The organism is Streptomyces hypolithicus, from assembly GCF_052934925.1.
In genome coordinates this window covers 681,043-696,395 of the sequence record NZ_CM128811.1, presented here as the reverse complement: position 1 = coordinate 696,395, position 15,353 = coordinate 681,043, and the positions used below count along the sequence as shown (strand labels likewise).

The 15,353-nt window shown below is 68.0% G+C and carries 17 protein-coding genes and 1 pseudogene; 7 read left to right on the top strand and 11 right to left on the bottom strand.

From position 1 onward, the window contains the following. Positions 1–97: 97 nt before the first annotated feature. From ACU6WZ_RS03405 to ACU6WZ_RS03390, 4 genes are all read right to left on the bottom strand, one after another. Positions 98–661: a DNA-binding protein gene (locus ACU6WZ_RS03405; protein WP_447031642.1), complete on the bottom strand. Its 564-nt coding sequence runs from the start codon at positions 659–661 to the stop codon at positions 98–100. Positions 662–858: 197 nt separating this feature from the next. Then, positions 859–1,218, bottom strand: a complete 360-nt coding sequence (locus ACU6WZ_RS03400; protein ID WP_447031641.1) for a hypothetical protein — start codon at positions 1,216–1,218, stop codon at positions 859–861. A gap of 307 nt (positions 1,219–1,525) precedes the next feature. Next, on the bottom strand, positions 1,526–1,759 hold the full coding sequence (locus ACU6WZ_RS03395) for a DUF397 domain-containing protein (protein WP_447031640.1): 234 nt from the start codon (positions 1,757–1,759) through the stop codon (positions 1,526–1,528). Then, entirely contained in the window at positions 1,756–2,661 is a 906-nt protein-coding gene (locus tag ACU6WZ_RS03390; protein ID WP_447031638.1) for a DUF5753 domain-containing protein, read from the bottom strand. Before ACU6WZ_RS03390 ends, ACU6WZ_RS03395 begins: the two co-directional genes overlap by 4 nt. A gap of 191 nt (positions 2,662–2,852) precedes the next feature. On the opposite strand from ACU6WZ_RS03390, the gene ACU6WZ_RS03385 reads away from it, so the two are divergent. From ACU6WZ_RS03385 to ACU6WZ_RS03365, 5 genes are read left to right on the top strand one after another with little or no spacing between them, the layout of a single operon-like run. Beyond that, on the top strand, positions 2,853–4,346 hold the full coding sequence (locus tag ACU6WZ_RS03385) for a hypothetical protein (RefSeq protein ID WP_447031637.1): 1,494 nt from the start codon (positions 2,853–2,855) through the stop codon (positions 4,344–4,346). Further along, complete coding sequence (locus tag ACU6WZ_RS03380; RefSeq protein WP_447031636.1) at positions 4,343–5,386, top strand: asparaginase; 1,044 nt, start codon at positions 4,343–4,345, stop codon at positions 5,384–5,386. The genes ACU6WZ_RS03385 and ACU6WZ_RS03380 overlap by 4 nt, the downstream gene beginning before the upstream one ends. A 35-nt stretch (positions 5,387–5,421) precedes the next feature. After that, the gene (locus ACU6WZ_RS03375; RefSeq protein ID WP_447031635.1) at positions 5,422–5,901 is read left to right on the top strand and encodes a PPC domain-containing DNA-binding protein; all 480 of its coding nucleotides are present in this window, start codon (positions 5,422–5,424) and stop codon (positions 5,899–5,901) included. 15 nt (positions 5,902–5,916) lie between these two features. After that, positions 5,917–7,173, top strand: a complete 1,257-nt coding sequence (locus ACU6WZ_RS03370) for an NsdA family TPR-like regulatory protein (protein WP_447031634.1) — start codon at positions 5,917–5,919, stop codon at positions 7,171–7,173. 11 nt (positions 7,174–7,184) lie between these two features. Next, positions 7,185–7,682 carry an NUDIX domain-containing protein gene (locus ACU6WZ_RS03365; protein WP_447031633.1) on the top strand — a complete coding sequence of 166 codons (498 nt, stop codon included), beginning with the start codon at positions 7,185–7,187 and terminating at the stop codon, positions 7,680–7,682. Positions 7,683–7,695: 13 nt separating this feature from the next. Here the strand turns inward: ACU6WZ_RS03365 and ACU6WZ_RS03360 are convergent, their stop codons facing one another. The 6 genes and pseudogenes from ACU6WZ_RS03360 to ACU6WZ_RS03335 all read right to left on the bottom strand — a co-directional run. Next, entirely contained in the window at positions 7,696–7,866 is a 171-nt protein-coding gene (locus ACU6WZ_RS03360) for a hypothetical protein (protein WP_447031632.1), read from the bottom strand. Between the two features lie 101 nt (positions 7,867–7,967). Then, the gene (locus ACU6WZ_RS03355; RefSeq protein ID WP_447031631.1) at positions 7,968–8,975 is read right to left on the bottom strand and encodes an IS3 family transposase; all 1,008 of its coding nucleotides are present in this window, start codon (positions 8,973–8,975) and stop codon (positions 7,968–7,970) included. Between the two features lie 17 nt (positions 8,976–8,992). Beyond that, entirely contained in the window at positions 8,993–9,376 is a 384-nt protein-coding gene (locus ACU6WZ_RS03350) for a transposase (protein WP_447028573.1), read from the bottom strand. A 507-nt stretch (positions 9,377–9,883) separates the two neighbouring features. Continuing rightward, the gene (locus ACU6WZ_RS03345; RefSeq protein WP_447031630.1) at positions 9,884–10,444 is read right to left on the bottom strand and encodes an NUDIX hydrolase; all 561 of its coding nucleotides are present in this window, start codon (positions 10,442–10,444) and stop codon (positions 9,884–9,886) included. A 360-nt stretch (positions 10,445–10,804) separates the two neighbouring features. Beyond that, positions 10,805–12,169, bottom strand: coding sequence for a hypothetical protein (locus ACU6WZ_RS03340; protein WP_447031629.1), 1,365 nt, complete (start codon positions 12,167–12,169; stop codon positions 10,805–10,807). A 123-nt stretch (positions 12,170–12,292) separates the two neighbouring features. Next, positions 12,293–12,472 (bottom strand): annotated as a pseudogene (locus tag ACU6WZ_RS03335) (hypothetical protein); the annotation flags it as partial. Positions 12,473–12,686: 214 nt separating this feature from the next. Between ACU6WZ_RS03335 and istA the strand changes: the two are divergent. Then, positions 12,687–14,276: an IS21 family transposase gene (gene istA / locus ACU6WZ_RS03330; RefSeq protein ID WP_447033763.1), complete on the top strand. Its 1,590-nt coding sequence runs from the start codon at positions 12,687–12,689 to the stop codon at positions 14,274–14,276. Then, on the top strand, positions 14,276–15,052 hold the full coding sequence (gene istB, locus ACU6WZ_RS03325) for an IS21-like element helper ATPase IstB (protein ID WP_447028588.1): 777 nt from the start codon (positions 14,276–14,278) through the stop codon (positions 15,050–15,052). Before istA ends, istB begins: the two co-directional genes overlap by 1 nt. Here istB and ACU6WZ_RS03320 read toward each other — a convergent pair. Continuing rightward, a complete protein-coding gene (locus ACU6WZ_RS03320; protein WP_447031628.1) occupies positions 15,045–15,353 on the bottom strand; it encodes a TniQ family protein in 309 nt (102 codons plus the stop codon). The genes istB and ACU6WZ_RS03320 overlap by 8 nt on opposite strands.

Genomic DNA, 15,353 nt, shown 5'->3' with positions numbered 1-15,353 from the left:
GCGTTCTCCCTTCGTTCGTCCTGGATAGTCGGTTTGAGATAGAAGGCCAGTCAAAATAACCTATGGATAGGTGACTTTGGCTGACCGGGACCGCCTGTCAGGCGCCTTCTCGGAGGTTGTCGAGCCGATGCTCAGTCAGCGCTAGCGCGACCTCGGACTGATTGAGCGCGTGTTCGCCGTCCTGGATGCGCCACTGCAGACGCTGCACGGGCGGGGCGTCTGCTTCTTGGGCTGCCAGGTCGCCGAGCTCGCGCAGTTCTGCGTACGCACCCTGCAGCTGCTCTTCGTGGTGTGCTGCGCGGACCCGGAGACGGGCGAGTCGCTCGTTCCACCAGCTCACCCGCGACTGGCGGTCGAGCGTGGTCTTACCCTCGAGCCAGGCACGGAGCTCGGTCTGGTCGACATCGCTCGGGAGCCCGGTGGCGAAAGGCCCCTCGGGTTCCGGCATGTCGATGGGGATGTGTGACAGCAGCACCGCGGGGGTCGTGTCGAGCACATAGGCGATCGCGACGAGATCGTCGACGGTCACGGGGCGAGCACATCGCTCCATCTCCGCGAGGGCGTCGGCCGAGATCGGGTGACCGAGCATCAAGAGCACGTAGGCCAGCTCGTCGATGGTCAGCTCGCGCAGCTGGCGGTAGTGGGTGATGGCGTCGGACACGGCAAGAGATGTGGGAAGGGGCGACGGCATGCATCGATCATAGACGCGCTCGGCGCGGTCCCCAGGTGGGTCGCAATCTAGCTCTCGGCCGTCATCACGTAGACCCGTGACGGCTCCCGGGATAGCTATCATCCGTGCCCTGGCCGGGCGAGCTGGAACGCCTTCGGGAGGATCCGCACCGTATGCGCCTGTGGCGATTAGACAGTTGGCTGGCAGGGAGCAGTCCACAGCGCGGCGGCAATCTGAGTCCAGCCGTCATCGGTGCTTACGTCGGCGCGGGCGCTGGCCGCCACCACGAAGCCGTGTTCCTCCAGGTGCCTGGCGGCTCCTTCCCGGGGCAGCACCGGCACCTCGCCGTCGATGGCGATCAGGTATCGCCCCGGATCATCAGGGTGCGCCACGGTAAGGACGTTCGCGGGGCCGAGGTCGACGTTTGGCCTCGCGACGACATCGCGGTCAGCGCCGACGACCGACATCGCCCATCGACCGCGGAAACCGGTAACCTCGGCGACGTACAGCGACGGCAGACCGCTGTGGCTGGGGTGCACATCGGGCATGAGGCCACTCCTCCGGCACGTACACGGCCGTGACCTGCGGCGCGATAGCTCGACCGTAACGGACAGGGGTGGCATCGCCCGTCGCGTGGGTGGGGCAGGAGGGCGCCATCACCAGAGACTCAGCAGCCTTCCCGCAGTGATGGCCGCCTCGATGCGCGCGACGACCTCAGTCTCATGGTCCCCGCGCTCCTGGCTGGCGCGGACAGCGGACGGTGGTCGTGTCCTCGAGTAACCAACGCAGAAACGTGCGGGCCGGCCCCATCTACCGTGGGGCCGGCCCGTTGTCGTGCGGTGCTTCAGGACGGGATCACAGATCGAGCAGGAAGTCGAAGTCCGTGTCCTTCGCGCCGAGCAGCCAGGCCTTGGCCTCGGCTGGGGTGAAGACCTGAGGCAGGCGATCCGGGTTCTGTGAGTCGCCGATCAGGACGTATCCGTCCGCGACCGCGACCTGCACGCAGTTTCCGCCGCCGCCGCTGTACTTGGACACCGTCCATTCGACCGACGTTTGGTCGAACGAGGCCGGGTCCGGCTTTTCTGTCACTGTTTTAGCTCCTTGATCCTCTTCTTGAGGCGCCTGCGCGTCTCGTCGGGGTCCAGCGCCTGCTCCCACAGGTTGGCGAAAATCGCTGTGTAGCGCTGCACATCTTCTTCCCCGTCGAAGTACAGCGAACTGACCATCGTCTCCACCCACACGACCTGGCGGGCGGCCTCGGGGAAGGCCATGACGACGAACGGGCCTGCGGAACCCGGGTGCAGTCCGACTGTCTCCGGCAGGATGCGGATGGTGTTGCGGGGGTCCTCGGACTCCTCCAGCGCACGCTCCAGCTGCCGTCGGGCCACCGCCTGGTCGCCGATGGTGAGGTGGAGCGCACGCTCGTCCACGAGGGCGTGGAATTCTACGAGTGCGCCGTCCCGTACCTGCTTTTGACGGTCCATTCGGACGTCAACCAGAGCCTTGACCTCGGCGGGGCGCAACTCGGGCCGCATCCGGGCGATGACGATCGTGGCGTAGTCCTCGTTCTGACACAGTCCCGGCCAGATGTCCCGTTCGTAGTTCGAGGCCTTGTCGGCTCGACGCTCCATCAGCAGGAAGCCCTCGAACTGCATGGGGCCCAGCAGGTTGGCATTGCGCCGCCACAGCGCGGGGCGTGGTCGGCCAGCCGGTGTGGTGTCCGCGCCCAAGAGGGCCAGAATCTCGGAGCACTCGGTGGCATTGGCCTGGTAGACCTCAAGCAGCGCTTCGACGAGGTCGCGGGCAACACGGCGGCGCTGTCCGTGCTCCAGTCGACTCAGCCCGCTCTTGTCGATCTTGATGCCGCGTCGGCGCAACACTTCGTGGCTTGCGACGTCGCCTTGGGTGAGGCCGCGTCGTTCCCGCAACTCCTCAAGGCGCAGGCCGACTTCGCTGAGGGTCAACGACCACGGCGTCTTCGCTTCTGGCATGGTGGCCAGTCTGACGGCTCGTAGCGCTGCCTACAAGCAATATGGTCGAGCAATTTGCGCGACCATATTGCGAACGGCTTGCCTGAGGGAGCATCCTAACCAGGGTCACGAAGTGTGCAGCGCTCGTCGCCACGCGTGGAGACCGTTCCGCTGCTCTGCTGCCCGTACTCGCCCAGGGAGGAGCCGCCGCGATGCCTCGGACGCTGTTCAGCCTCCTGTTGAAAGACCGTGACCTTCTCGGCTGGGAGGCGTTCTGCGTCCATTTCACGGTCACCGGCCGGGAGCTCGCCAGGGAGACCGGCAACCAACGGCTGGCCACCGCAGGTGTAGGGCGCACCACGTTCGACAGGTGGTCCTCGGGCACGTGGTACGGCCGCCCCCGCGGTGAGGCAGCACAGATCCTGGAACGCCTGCTTGGGCACACCGTCGAAGAACTGTTCAGCCCGGCGCCCGGCGCGGGCGAGTCAACGGCGGCGCTGGAGTCGGTGGCCGCGCGGATCGAGTCGCGCTGGCCCACGTCTACCTTGCTGCTCCCCGCCGGCGGACCTGCGGGGATCTGGGAAATCGCCGGACGTCAGCGCCTGGACGGCACCAGCGCCGCAGTGCACCTCCTTCCCGTTATCAGGCGAGGTGACGATGCCGACGCGCACGACCTGAGCCAGGATGGGCTGCGGGACCTGGAGCGGTTCTTACGGCCGGTGCGCCGCGGATTCCTCGTCGGCGTAGAGGAGCGACAGGACGACGTGAACCTGTACGTTCGCGACGCCGCAGCTGCTCGGAGGCCCGCTCGGCCCGGACCGTCTGCCACTGGCGCTCTGTCGATTCCCTCGGCGTACCTCCTTGACGACCTCTCCTACGGCATTCTCTGGGCACTCACCCAGCTCGACGACAGCCTTCTGTCCGATGATCAGGCCCTTGATACCGAGCAGCACCTTCTCGATACCTACCTCTCCTTGCCCCGATCGGCGCCCAGCCAGCTCCTGGTTGACCTGACCACCGTCGGCAGCAGTTGGATGGGGTCGGCGTTCTGCGCCCGGCACATCCAGCAGGAACTGGCCGATGCAAGTGAAGTTCCGATCTTCTGGACCCGTGAGCAGACCGGGGAGGAGGCGGCCTGCTGGCTGTTCTTCAAGCACAAGCTGGACTACCTCCAAGCCCTCGAACGATTCCACGGCACCGCGTCCCAGACTGTCCGGGTCTTCTGTCTGCCCGAGGCCGAGGTGGCGCGCTCCGAGAGGTACGAGAGGGTCCTGCTGCTGTTGGCGATCGCCCTCATGGAGCGCTTCGGGATCCGGGTCAGGGTGGTCTCGAAGACGGAGTACTCGGAGGTGGACGGGGTGGCTCTGGTCCCCGGTCAGCGAGCCGTCGTTGCCAACTGGGGACGGGTTCCCGGCGGGGCGCTGTGGGCGGCCGGCAGCACATCGGCCCGCGGGGAGCTGCGTACTTACGCCTCCGTGTTCGCCGACGCGCAGGGCGCCGACGTGCTGGTGGGTGAGGACCCGGCGAGCCGGCTGCGGTCGCTCGCGGACTACCTGGACCTGGACTGGGGCTGGTTGACCACCCGGTGTCACGCTCTGGGCGAGTACGGAGTGGTAGGCCTCGTTCGACCCCGCAGCCGTCTACTGACCGTGGAAGCGCTGGATGAGACCCTGCTCTTCCTCGGCAAGCTCACCTCGTCCCAATGAGTTCCATTCGCGCTGTCGTTCCGCCTGAAAGGTCCTTCGTGCTCTCCCCTGACCGTGACCCGATCCGCACCGTCCTGGTGCTCACCATGGGCGGCACCATCGCCATGACGCGCACCGCCTCGGCATCCGGCGTCACGCCCACGCTGACCGGCTCCGACCTGGTGGGCGCTGTGCCCGGCCTGCAAGACGCCGCCGAGGTCACCGTGGAGGACTTCCGGCAGATGCCCGGGGCTTCCCTAGCGTTCAGCGACATCGTCAGCCTCGTGAACCGACTGAAGCGGGCCGACCGGGAGAGCGTCGACGGGGTCGTGGTGACGCAGGGCACCGACACCCTCGAAGAGACCGCGTACCTGACCGGCCTCTACTACCAGGGCAGCACACCGGTGGTCTTCACCGGCGCCATGCGCAATGCCGCGACGGCGGGCGCCGACGGCCCGGCGAACCTCCTGGCCGCCGTCCAGACCGCTGCGAGTGCGGAGGCTCGGGGCACCGGGGCCCTCGTCGTCTTGAGCGACGAGATCCATGCCGCCCGCAACGTACGGAAGATGCACACGACCAGCCCGGGAGCATTCGAATCCCCGAACACCGGCCCCCTCGGCCACGTGGCGGAAGGAACGGCTCGGTTCCACCGCTCACTGAGTCCAATCGCGCCCGTACCGCTACCGGTCGGCACCCTGCCGCAGGTGGAGATCGTCACCGCGTCCCTGGGCAGCAGCGGAACGCTGCTGAAGGGGCTGGAGGGCGAGGTGAGCGGACTCGTGGTGGCCGCGTTCGGCGCCGGTCACGTCCCCGAGACCTGGTGCGGCCAGCTCGAAGCGCTGGCGACCGCGATGCCCGTCATCCTGGCCTCCCGCATCGGCACCGGGCCCGTCCTCTCTTCGACCTACGCCTTCCCCGGCTCCGAGAGCGACCTGCTGGCCCGCGGCCTGATCAGTGCGGGCACCCTCGACCCCTACAAGGCCCGCCTGCTCCTGACCGCCCTCCTTGCCGCAGGCACGCCCCGCCCGGAGATCGCGAAGGCGTTCCTCGACCACTCCTGATCCTGCCCCGACCAGCACGAAGGACGTCCCTCACCATGCGCTACGCCCAGGTCCGCACCGGCAGGCAGTTCGTGCTCGCCCTCGACCACGGGGAAGACCTCCTGGAAGGCCTCAAGCAGTTCTGCGCGGACCAGGACATCCGGGCTGGGTACATCCCGACGTTCGTCGGTGGTCTCCGCTCGGCCCGGCTGGTGGGCTCGTGCGAACCCCTCGGCGACCCCGAGGCCCCCCTGTGGGAGGAGATCACCATCGAGGTGCTCGAAGCACTCGGCGGCGGGACGCTCGCCTGGGATACGGATAAGGACTGCCTGGCCCCTCACATCCACGTCGCGGCCGGCATCAAGGGGAAGTCGGCCGAGGGGCGGGTGTCGCACCTGCTCGGCGCCACGGTGCAGTTCATCTGCGAGATCCCCATCGTCGAAGTCGTCGGCGACGCCGAGGGGCCAGCGCTGACGCGGCGGCGCAGTGCGGAACTGTACGACGTGCCCCTCCTCGGCTTCGGCACGGGCATCTGAGGGAGGTAGGCGACGATGCGCAGGGCAATCCGCTTCCCGGAGGTGGTCGAGGCGCACCGCCTGCGCATCTACGAGACGTTCACGGTGCACTTCGAGCGGGCGGCCAGGGAGGTGGCCCGGCTCGACGGCACCGCCTCCCTCGCTTCCGTGTGCGTCTCGCGGTCCGCCTGGGATCGCTGGATGATCGGGGATATCAAGGGGCTACCGCGGCAGGCGACGTGCCGGGTCTTGGAGCACCTCTTCGGCGAGCCGGCCGAGCAGCTGTTTGGCCTGCTGGGGCCGGAGACCGGGCATCAGGCCGACACCGGGGCGGCCGCAGTTGTCGTCGACTCGGTGGTGTCGCCGCATCTGGCCGCCATGGAGTCGTTCCGGCTCGCGGACCGCCAGCTCGGCGGCGGGCACGTGTACCGGTCCGTGGTGCACTACCTCAACACGGTTGTCGCACCGGCCCTCTTCAGTGCGGCGGACAGCCGCGACGACGGTGAGGGCGCCTTCGGTGCGTCGGTCGTCCTCACGGAGATGGCGGCGTGGATGGCTCACGATGCCGGGCGAGACGACCTGGCGTCCGGGCATTTCGACCGCGCCCTTCGGCTGTCGCAGAGCCTGACCGATGTGACCGCGGGCGCGAACGTGCTGGCCGGCATGAGCCACCTGGCCCTGCAGACCAATCAGGTCGAAGTCGCCGCCGATCTCGCACGCAGCGGGCTCGCCCGCCTCGCCGGCGGCCCGCCGGTGCCGACCCTCGCGGCCCGCCTCCACGCAATGGAAGCCCGGGCGCTCGCCCAGCTCCATTCCGGGCGGGAGGCGCAGCGAGCGCTCGACGCGGCACGGGAAGCCCTGGTTCTCGCGCGGACTGCGCCGGCGTCCAGGTGGGTGGCTCCGTTCGATGACGCGGCGCTTGCCAGCGAAGGCGCTTCCGTCCTTCTGGATCTTGGCGCGCTCAAGGACGCGGCCAAGGAGGCAGCGCGCGCCTTGGCGCTGCGTGACGCGAGCCGGGTCCGCAGCCGGGCGTTCGGGCAGGTCACATTGGCTCGAGTCCTGCTCGCGCAAGGGCAGCTCGACGCGGCGTGCTCGGTCGGCATGGAACTACTGAACGCCTGCCAGTCGGTGACGTCCCTGCGGCTCAGCGGTCAACTCGCGTCACTGCAAGCTGATTTCGATCAGCATCGTCAGGTTTCCGAGGTCCGTGAGCTCCTCGCGCTGATGACCGTCACGGCGCAGCACCGTAGATTGCTGCTCGGCAGTCTCGCGCTCCCGGAAGGTCCGCAGTGAACGATGCACCCATGCCGGGTGAGCCCGGCCGTGACGCCTACCTGGCCGAGGGAAACGCTCGGCAGGCCCGGAAGCGGGCGGCCGCGGACGCCCTGATCCGGGACCAGGCCGGGAGGCTGCTTCTGGTGAACCCGACTTACAAGGACGGGTGGGACCTTCCCGGCGGCATGGCCGAGGACAACGAGGCCCCAGAGGATGCCCTGCGACGGGAGCTCCGGGAGGAGCTCGGCCTGACGGTCGCCGATCTGCGGTTCCTGTGTGTCGACTGGGTCGGGCCCCACGGCCCGTGGGACGACCTCCTCGGGTTCGTCTTCGATGCCGGTGTCCTGTCACCAGAGCAGGCTGCCAAGCTGAAGCCGAGCGACGAGGAGATCTCCGAGCACCACTTCTTCGAGGCCGTACAGGCCATGCCGCTGTTGCCGGAGCGCCAGCGTGCCCGGGCCGTCCATGCCTTGCAGGTCTTGGACGATGGTGTCCCGCGCTACCTCCGCAACGGAGTTGCCCTCTGAGCCAAACGGCCGATCACGCGTTGATTTCCATGGATGGGGTGCGTCCCTCGGGCTGGATCATCACGGTCCGGATGCGGGAGAACACGTCATCGATCACCGCGAGCTCGTGAGCAGACAGCGGCTGGCCGAGGAAGCGCAGATCGTGCCCGGCCCCGTGGTGGTCACCGATGCCGGCGACCACCACGGCGTTCGGTACCTGCTGAAGGATGAACCGTAAGGCCACCCGGGCCAGGGCGTCCGGGGATCGGCCCGGAAGATTTCAAGTCCAGTGAGACGGCCGTGACGCTATGAGGTCTGTGGTGCCGGTTGTCTGCGCTTGGCCGGGTCGTTGATCCAGGCCGTTTGGGGTATCTGGGGTGGTCGGGGGCGGCGGCCAAAGCGTTCGGGGTGTCGGGCGTATGCCTCGGCGAGGGTGACCGCGCGCTGATCGCGGACCTCCTCGGCGGTGCCGAAGTGCACGGAGGCGGGGGTGTGCCAGCCGATGCCGGAGTGCCGGTGCTCATGGTTGTAATACGCGATGAACGCGTCGAACCACTCGCGGGCATGGGCCAGCGAATCGAAGCGGTCGGGGTAGTCCGCCATGTACTTCGTGGTCTTGAAGTGGGCTTCGCTGTAGGGGTTGTCGTTGGAGACCTTCGGCCTCGAGTGCGACCGTGTGACGCCCAGATCGATCAGCAGTTGGGAGACTTTCTTGGAGGTCATCGAGGTGCCGCGGTCGGCGTGCACGGTCTCGGGCACGATCCCGTTGTGTGCGATGGTCTCGCGGATCAACTCCTCGGCCCGCTCCGCCGATTCGGCTCGCTCGACGGTGTGGCCGACGATGTACCGGCTGAAGATGTCGATGATCACGTAGGCGTGATACCAGACGCCCTTGACCGGTCCGGCCGCCTTGGTGATGTCCCAGGTGAACACCTGAGACGGGCCGGTGGCGACCAGCTCGGGCACCGCCTTTGCCGGGTGGGTGGCCTGGCGGCGGCGCTCGCCGGTCTGCCCCTTTTCGCGCAGGATCCGGTACATCGTTGAAACCGAGCAGTGGTAGCGCCCGGCATCCAGCTCGCGGGCCCAGATCTGCGCGGGCGCAAGCTCGGCGTACTCGTCGCTGTTCATCAACTCCAGTACCGCAGCCCGCTCTTCGACTGCCAGAGCCGAGGGCTGGACCTGCGGCGAGCGGGGCCTGCGCGGTGGTGGGGGCCGCAGCCGGCGGTAGTGGGTGGCCCTCGATCGGCCGGTCAGCCGGCACGCCGCCGTGATGCCCAACTCTGCCTCGACGCCGCTGAATGCGTCGTCGGCCACCGGGTCGGCGTCAGACTTCAGTCCGCGCTCTCGGAGATCATTTCCAAGAGCGCGGAAGCTTTTCCCATGACTTCCAGCGCGGCCTTGTTCCGGGCCAGTTCCTTCTCCAGCCGTTCCACCTGGCGGCGCAGTTTCTCGTTCTCCGCCTCGGCGGCCGGCTTCTTCGGCCGGGCCGGGCTGGTGCGCTTGTCGACCAGCTTCTCCAGGGCCCCGGCGTCCCGCGCGGCCCGCCACTCGGTGACGTGTGAGTGGTACAGGCGCTCGCGGCGCAGGACCGCACCCTTCTCGTTCTTGGGCGCGGCGTCGTACTCGGCCACGATCCGCAGCTTGTACTCGGGGCTGAAGGAGCGGCGCTTCGGCCTGGGGGCCGGATCGGATCCGGCGGGGTTGGTGCTGGTCATGAAGGGGGGTTCTCCTGTCGGTGCCCTCTAAGGCTAACCCGTCGAAGCGGGACGTCTCACCCAAGGCTGACAGAGAGGGATCGAACCCGTCCCGGACCCGCGCCGGCGGCCGCCGTAGGCGGCCTGGACCCCACTGAGCTGCGCCCACCGCCGTGCGTGCTCCCGATCGAGCTCGGAGGCGCAGGTGAAGGCGTCGGGGGTGCGGCGGATCCCCCTGGACAGGTCCCCCTGCTCGGCGAGGACGACCGACCGGGACTTGGTCAGCGTGCCGCAGTCGTACGCCCGGTCGCCCACCCCGAGGGCGCCCTCTCCTACGAGCAGAAGATGGCGATCCTCGCCGAGGCCACAGCCCAGACCGGACGACGTCGCGGTGATGAGCTGGCTCGTGATCGTCGCCGAGCTCCCGGAGGAGGTATGACGCCGCCCGCGCTTGCCCGGGCATCTTCTACGACGGCATGTTCCCTGCCCGTCAGTCGGCCGCCACGAGGCTTCCCGGTGGCGCAGGGGTCACCTGATTCCGGTCGATGTGGTGACCGCCCGTGCGATCCGGGGCCCGACGAGGCGCTCCGCCAGATCCAGCGGGTACCAGGCGGCGCCGGTCACCTCGGACTCCTGGATACGCCCGACCTCGGCCTCGGCCGTCGTGAAGACATAGCCGAAATCCAGGTGGTAGTGGTCCGGCTCGTCCTTTGCGGGCCTGGCCGGTACTCGGCCGAACTCGACATAGGCGGGGTGCGCCGAGACAGGGACGACCTGGCCGGGGTCGATGCCGGTCTCCTCGGACAGTTCCCGCAACGCCGCGCCGACCAGCGTCGCATCGGTCGGCTCCAGATGACCACCTGGCTGCAAAGTGATCCCGTACGCGAGGTGTTCGATCAGGAGGATCTCGGCGCCGTGCCGGACCAGCAGCGCGCCGGCGGTGACGTGCATCGGGAAGGTGCGCCGCGAGGCGAACCCCTGGCCTCCGGCCAGGAGCCGCAGCGGCTCGGCCAGTTGTCCGGCCTCCTGCGGGTAGCGCTCAAGGTAGGCGGTGAGCACTCCCGCGATGTCGGAATCAGTGATCGCCACAGGTCACGCCCTCCGTTCGGCCCGAGGAGGGGTTCCGCCGAGATGGGCCGCTCGAAGGCGACCAGCAAGCACGTGCACAGTCAGCTCCACAAGGGTCGTGGCGTACCGGAAGTCCCGCACTCTACAAGTCCGCCCGGCCCCATACGCACCAAGGAACCGGTGGCCGTGCGGCGCTTGGGAACCTCGGCGATCCGGCCAACCGCCCTTGGTGGCAGTGCCGTTGCAGGAGCTGGGTCGGTGCATGTGACCGAGGATCGCAGTTGGCGGATCGTGCTCCATTTGGCGCAGGTCACCAGCCGGTGGGGGAAGCTGGCTGGCGGATCTTGAGGGTGATATATGGCGGACCTGCCTCCGCGTCGGTCACGTTGCGTGCCCACTGGTGTCTGCCATCTGCCTGGCGAGGTCCTCGAGGGCTGTAAGGATCCCGGGAAATGGAATGGGGTGTTCTTGCAGTTCCCAGCGCCGAAGCAGCGGCAGGTGCGGCATAGCCCGAGTCAGCGTTCGATCGTGAGGCCATGTGGGTGGCTGGAAGACTGGCGCGAGAGAGAACTCGCTTCCGGTGACGTAACTCCAGACGTAGGCGGATGCGGACTCTCGGGTGCGCTCTGTCGGTTTCCGGCCTCTGCCTGAACGGTGGTGTCGGCAGAGCTCTTCCCATGTCCTGTCGTCGATGGTCCAGTGGGCGAACTGCGTGCGGCGGGCCTGGTAGTCGACCTTTTTCTGACCGATGACGTGCTGGGCCAGGCGTCTCAGCGTGGCCGGCAAGTCGCGGTCTTTGAGGTCTTGATAGGGAACCAGTGGCTTGATCCGCACGCGGCCCTGGGTGGTCCAGGATGTGGGGATGCCGAGGAACGCTGCCGCTTCCAGGAAGTTCATGTTGCTGATCGCTTGGACCAGGTGGACGGGGAGAACGCGTCGGAGTCGGCGGCGGCTGGTGAGGTCGTCCTCGGAGTCCTCCAGGGTGGCGGCAAGCAGCCAGGGGCTGGGGAGGGACTGCGGGATGTACTCAGGAGCGATCCCGAATTCCGTGAGGGTGTGGATAGGGGCGAAGACCTTTTGGGCGGTATTGCCCCTGGAGGCCCGCAGTGTCGGGGCCCCCTGCCGGATCCATTCGGCCGAGAGCCTGTGCCGGTAGACCTGGTCGATCCGGCGCCGGAGCGAGGGAGAAGCCTCGTGAGCGAGCATGTGCCAGGTTCTGCCCCAGCGAAGATCGTTGCGGGTGGGCAGATGCCGCAGCAGTTGGGGCAGGGTGCTGCCCGGTCCGGAGGGATCTTGCGCGAGCAGATGGTAGGCCGCGAAGAGGAGACCGGCGGTGGCGAGGGCGTCACCGGGCGGTGTGTTCCAAGGAACTGCGGATGGGGGGCCAACGGTTTCGGCCGCGGCGCGGGAACCGCGAGCGTTCTGCTGCTGCGGTGCGAGATGTGCTTCCAGAGTCGCCTGGGCTGCGGTGGGGGCGAGGTCGGCCGCCGCGGGCCAGCCCGCCTGGATCAGGGAGACGGCGACTTGTAGATCGGCGAACCGGTGAAGCGCCAGCTCAGCCGGCTCGTCACCGTCCAGGAGGTCCAGAAGGACGGCCTGCAGGTCCGCCAGTTCCAAAGTAAGGGCCGCAGCGGGTGGTTCGGTGACGTCAAGGCGGTGACCGCAGACTTCGCGCTTGCCGGAATTGCCGTAAGGGTTGCGGCACTGCGCGGGATGGAGCCTCGGCATGTTGGCGGCGGGCAGCAAGGCCAGGGGGCTGCCGGACCGGCCGCCGAGTGCAGGCAGCCGGCAGCGCGGGCACTCGCTGCGAAGGAAGGTCCGGTGATCGAGGCAGGCGAAGACGACGCCCAGCCGCCACTGCCGTTTCCAAGGCCCGCCGTGGCGGTTCTGGATCGGAGTTCCATCGCCGGCGAGACATGCGGGGCAATAGCGCGAGTGCCTCATCAGCAACCAGGGCTGGGACAGTTTGCGGGGGCGCGGAGTACTGCCCGGACGAACCAGCGCCTGCGCGAGGGCGGGATAGCGGTCGGCGTAGGGGTGGAGCGTCAGCGCGTTGGCGTCGGCGGGCGTTGTGAGCGATCACGAAATTCCCCAGGTGAGGCGGGTTCCGCGTCACGTAATTCCCCACCCCCGCGGTCACGTAATTCCCCATGGGGACGACGGACGCAGCGGGTAGTGGTCCTGGCCGTCGAGATGACGGACGCTTCCTCGATCAGTGGTTCGAGGTCGAGGGAAGCGCACGATGGCAAGGAGAACGTTCAACGTGGTCGATGTGACCGAGATCTATGTCCACTGGTACGCGGGCCGCTCCAAGAGCGAGCTGGCCGCGTCGCTGGGACTGGACCGCAAGACGATCAGGAAGTACCTGGCCCCGGCGGAGGCCGCCGGGATGGCCCCGGGCGGGGCGGCGATGGCCGCGGAGGACTGGGCCTCTCTGATCAAGGGCTGGTTCCCCGAGCTCGCCGATGCCCGGTTGCGGCAGGTGACCTGGCCCGAGATCGACAAGCACCGTGATTACATCAAGAGCCTGCTGGGGACGGTGACCGTCGCCACGATCCACCAACGGCTGCGGGACGAGAACGAGTTGGTGGTTTCGGTGTCGTCGCTTCGGCGGTGGATATCGGCGACGCTGCCCGAGGAGACCCGTCGCTCTCAGGTCACGGTCCTGCGCGACGAGATCGAGCCGGGGCTGGAGGCTCAGATCGACTACGGCTTCCTTGGCCAGTGGATCAACCCGCGGAGCGGGAAGCGGCACCGGATCTGGGCGTTCGTGATGGTGCTGCCGTGCTCGCGGCACATGTTCGTCCGCCCGGTGATCCACCTGGACCAGCACTCCTGGACCGAATCCCACGTCGAAGCCTTCAGATTCTTCGGCGGCGTCCCGCAGCGGCTGGTGCCCGACAACCTGAAGACCGGGGTGGACAAGCCCGACCTCTACGACCCTAAAATCAACAAAGCGTATGCCGAACTCGCGGCCCATTACGGTGCGTTGGTAGATCCAGCCCGCGCTCTGAAGCCAAAAGATAAACCGCGCGTCGAGCGCCCTATGCCCTATATACGTGATTCCTGGTGGCGGGGCCGGGAGTTCTTCTCGCTCGAGCAGATGCAGGCCGAGGCCATCCGGTGGTGCACCGAAGTCGCCGGTCAGCGGCAGTGCCGCCCGCTGGGCGGGGCCGCCCCGGCCTCGGTTTTCGAGGCCGTCGAGGCGTCCACGCTGCTGCCGCTGCCGAAGACCCCGTTCGTGCTCGCGAAGTGGTCGACGGCCACCGTCGGCCCGGACATTCACATCAAGGCCGGCCGCACCCTCTACTCGGTGCCGTGGAAACTGATGGGCAAGCGGGTCGACGTCCGCTCGACCGCGACCTTCGTGCAGGTCTTCCACGACGGCGAACTGGTCAAGACCCACGGGGCACTTGAGCAGGGCAAGCGCACCCATGCCAGCGACTACCCGCCGGAGAAGATCGCTTTCCACATGCGGACCCCGACCTGGTGCCGGACCCAGTCCGCGCAGGTCGGCACGGCCTGCCGCGAGGTGGTCGATGGGCTGCTGGAGGTCAACGCGCTCTATCGGCTCCGCGCCGCCCAGGGGATCCTCGGCCTGCGCAAGAAGTACGGCGAGGGCAGGCTGGAGGCCGCCTGCGCCAAGGCGACCCTGGTCGGCGACCCGTCCTATCGCACGATCAAGGGCATCCTCGTCGCCGGCACCGAGACCGAGCCGGCCCCCGAATCCTCCGGCGATGGCGGAGCCGCCGCCTTCCTGCACGGACCTCAGCGGCTCTTCGCGACCGCGACACCCCCCGACATGACGAACGACGACCGTGATGACCACCGTCACGAAGAAGGAGTGGCGTGATGAGCATCATGGACACCGCCCTGCGGGACGCGCTTCGCGCGCTGAAGCTCTCGGGCATGCTGGAAACTCTCGACGCCCGCCTCTCGCAGGCCCACGGCGGCGAGCTCGGCCACCTGGAGTTCCTCCAGATCCTCTGCCAGGACGAGATCACCCGCCGGGAGACCGTCGCCTTCCAACGGCGCCTGACCCGGGCGAAGTTCGAGCAGCAGGTCACCTTGGAGGAGTTCGACTTCGCGGCCTCCCCGAAGATACCCGCGGCCCAGGTCCGCGACCTTGCGGCACTGCGCTGGCTGCACACCGGCGAGTCCGTAATTTTGTTCGGGCCGGTCGGCGTTGGGAAGACACACGTCGCCCAGGCACTCGGACATATGGCGATCCGCCAGGGCGCCAACGTCCGCTTCGCCAAGACCAGCCGGGTTCTGGCCGACCTGGCCGGCGGCCACGCGGACCGCACCTGGGACCGCCGACTGCGCGAACTGGTACGGCCCGACGTGCTCATCCTGGACGACTTCGCGATGCGCCAGCTGACCGCGGCCCAGGCCGACGACCTCTACGAGCTGGTCTCCGAGCGGCAGGGCCGGTCGCTGATCCTGACCAGCAACAGGGCGCCGAGCGACTGGTATCCGCTCTTCCCCAACCCCGTCGTCGCCGAGTCCCTCCTGGACCGGCTCATCAACACCAGCCATCAGGTGATCATGAACGGTCCCAGCTACCGCCCCAACAAGCGGCCCCGCGCAGGCGTCACCGACAAGACAAACAAGCCCTCGATCAAGTAGACATGGACGAGGCCAGGACCTGGGGAATTACGTGACGCTGAGCCCGGGGAATTACGTGATCGTCCACAGGCGTCATGCGGGTCGCTTCGGCGAAGGCGTCCAGGCGAGCTGACTGGATCATCAGTAGATGTGATGCCGGGACCTTGGCATGGGGGTCATCCGGCGTGATCAGACCGACCCGCCGGGCCACTTGGTGGGGAGTCAGGTCAAGCCGGTGAGTCAGGCGGAGAAGGAAGCCGGGCAGGCTTTCGTCGGGCAGGGGCTGGAGGCTCCTGGGCAGCGGTTCTCTGGCCGCAGGCAT

What these genes read in the sequence shown, in the direction of transcription:
- ACU6WZ_RS03400 (WP_447031641.1), bottom strand. Translation starts at nt 1,218, where the DNA reads ATGCCCGATGTGCACCCCAGCCACAGCGGTCTGCCGTCGCTGTACGTC.
- ACU6WZ_RS03390 (WP_447031638.1), bottom strand. Translation starts at nt 2,661, where the DNA reads ATGCCAGAAGCGAAGACGCCGTGGTCGTTGACCCTCAGCGAAGTCGGC.
- ACU6WZ_RS03385 (WP_447031637.1), top strand. Translation starts at nt 2,853, where the DNA reads ATGCCTCGGACGCTGTTCAGCCTCCTGTTGAAAGACCGTGACCTTCTC.
- ACU6WZ_RS03380 (WP_447031636.1), top strand. Translation starts at nt 4,343, where the DNA reads ATGAGTTCCATTCGCGCTGTCGTTCCGCCTGAAAGGTCCTTCGTGCTC.
- ACU6WZ_RS03375 (WP_447031635.1), top strand. Translation starts at nt 5,422, where the DNA reads ATGCGCTACGCCCAGGTCCGCACCGGCAGGCAGTTCGTGCTCGCCCTC.
- ACU6WZ_RS03370 (WP_447031634.1), top strand. Translation starts at nt 5,917, where the DNA reads ATGCGCAGGGCAATCCGCTTCCCGGAGGTGGTCGAGGCGCACCGCCTG.
- ACU6WZ_RS03365 (WP_447031633.1), top strand. Translation starts at nt 7,185, where the DNA reads ATGCCGGGTGAGCCCGGCCGTGACGCCTACCTGGCCGAGGGAAACGCT.
- ACU6WZ_RS03350 (WP_447028573.1), bottom strand. Translation starts at nt 9,376, where the DNA reads ATGACCAGCACCAACCCCGCCGGATCCGATCCGGCCCCCAGGCCGAAG.
- istB (WP_447028588.1), top strand. Translation starts at nt 14,276, where the DNA reads ATGAGCATCATGGACACCGCCCTGCGGGACGCGCTTCGCGCGCTGAAG.
- ACU6WZ_RS03320 (WP_447031628.1), bottom strand. Translation starts at nt 15,353, where the DNA reads ATGCCTGCGGCCAGAGAACCGCTGCCCAGGAGCCTCCAGCCCCTGCCC.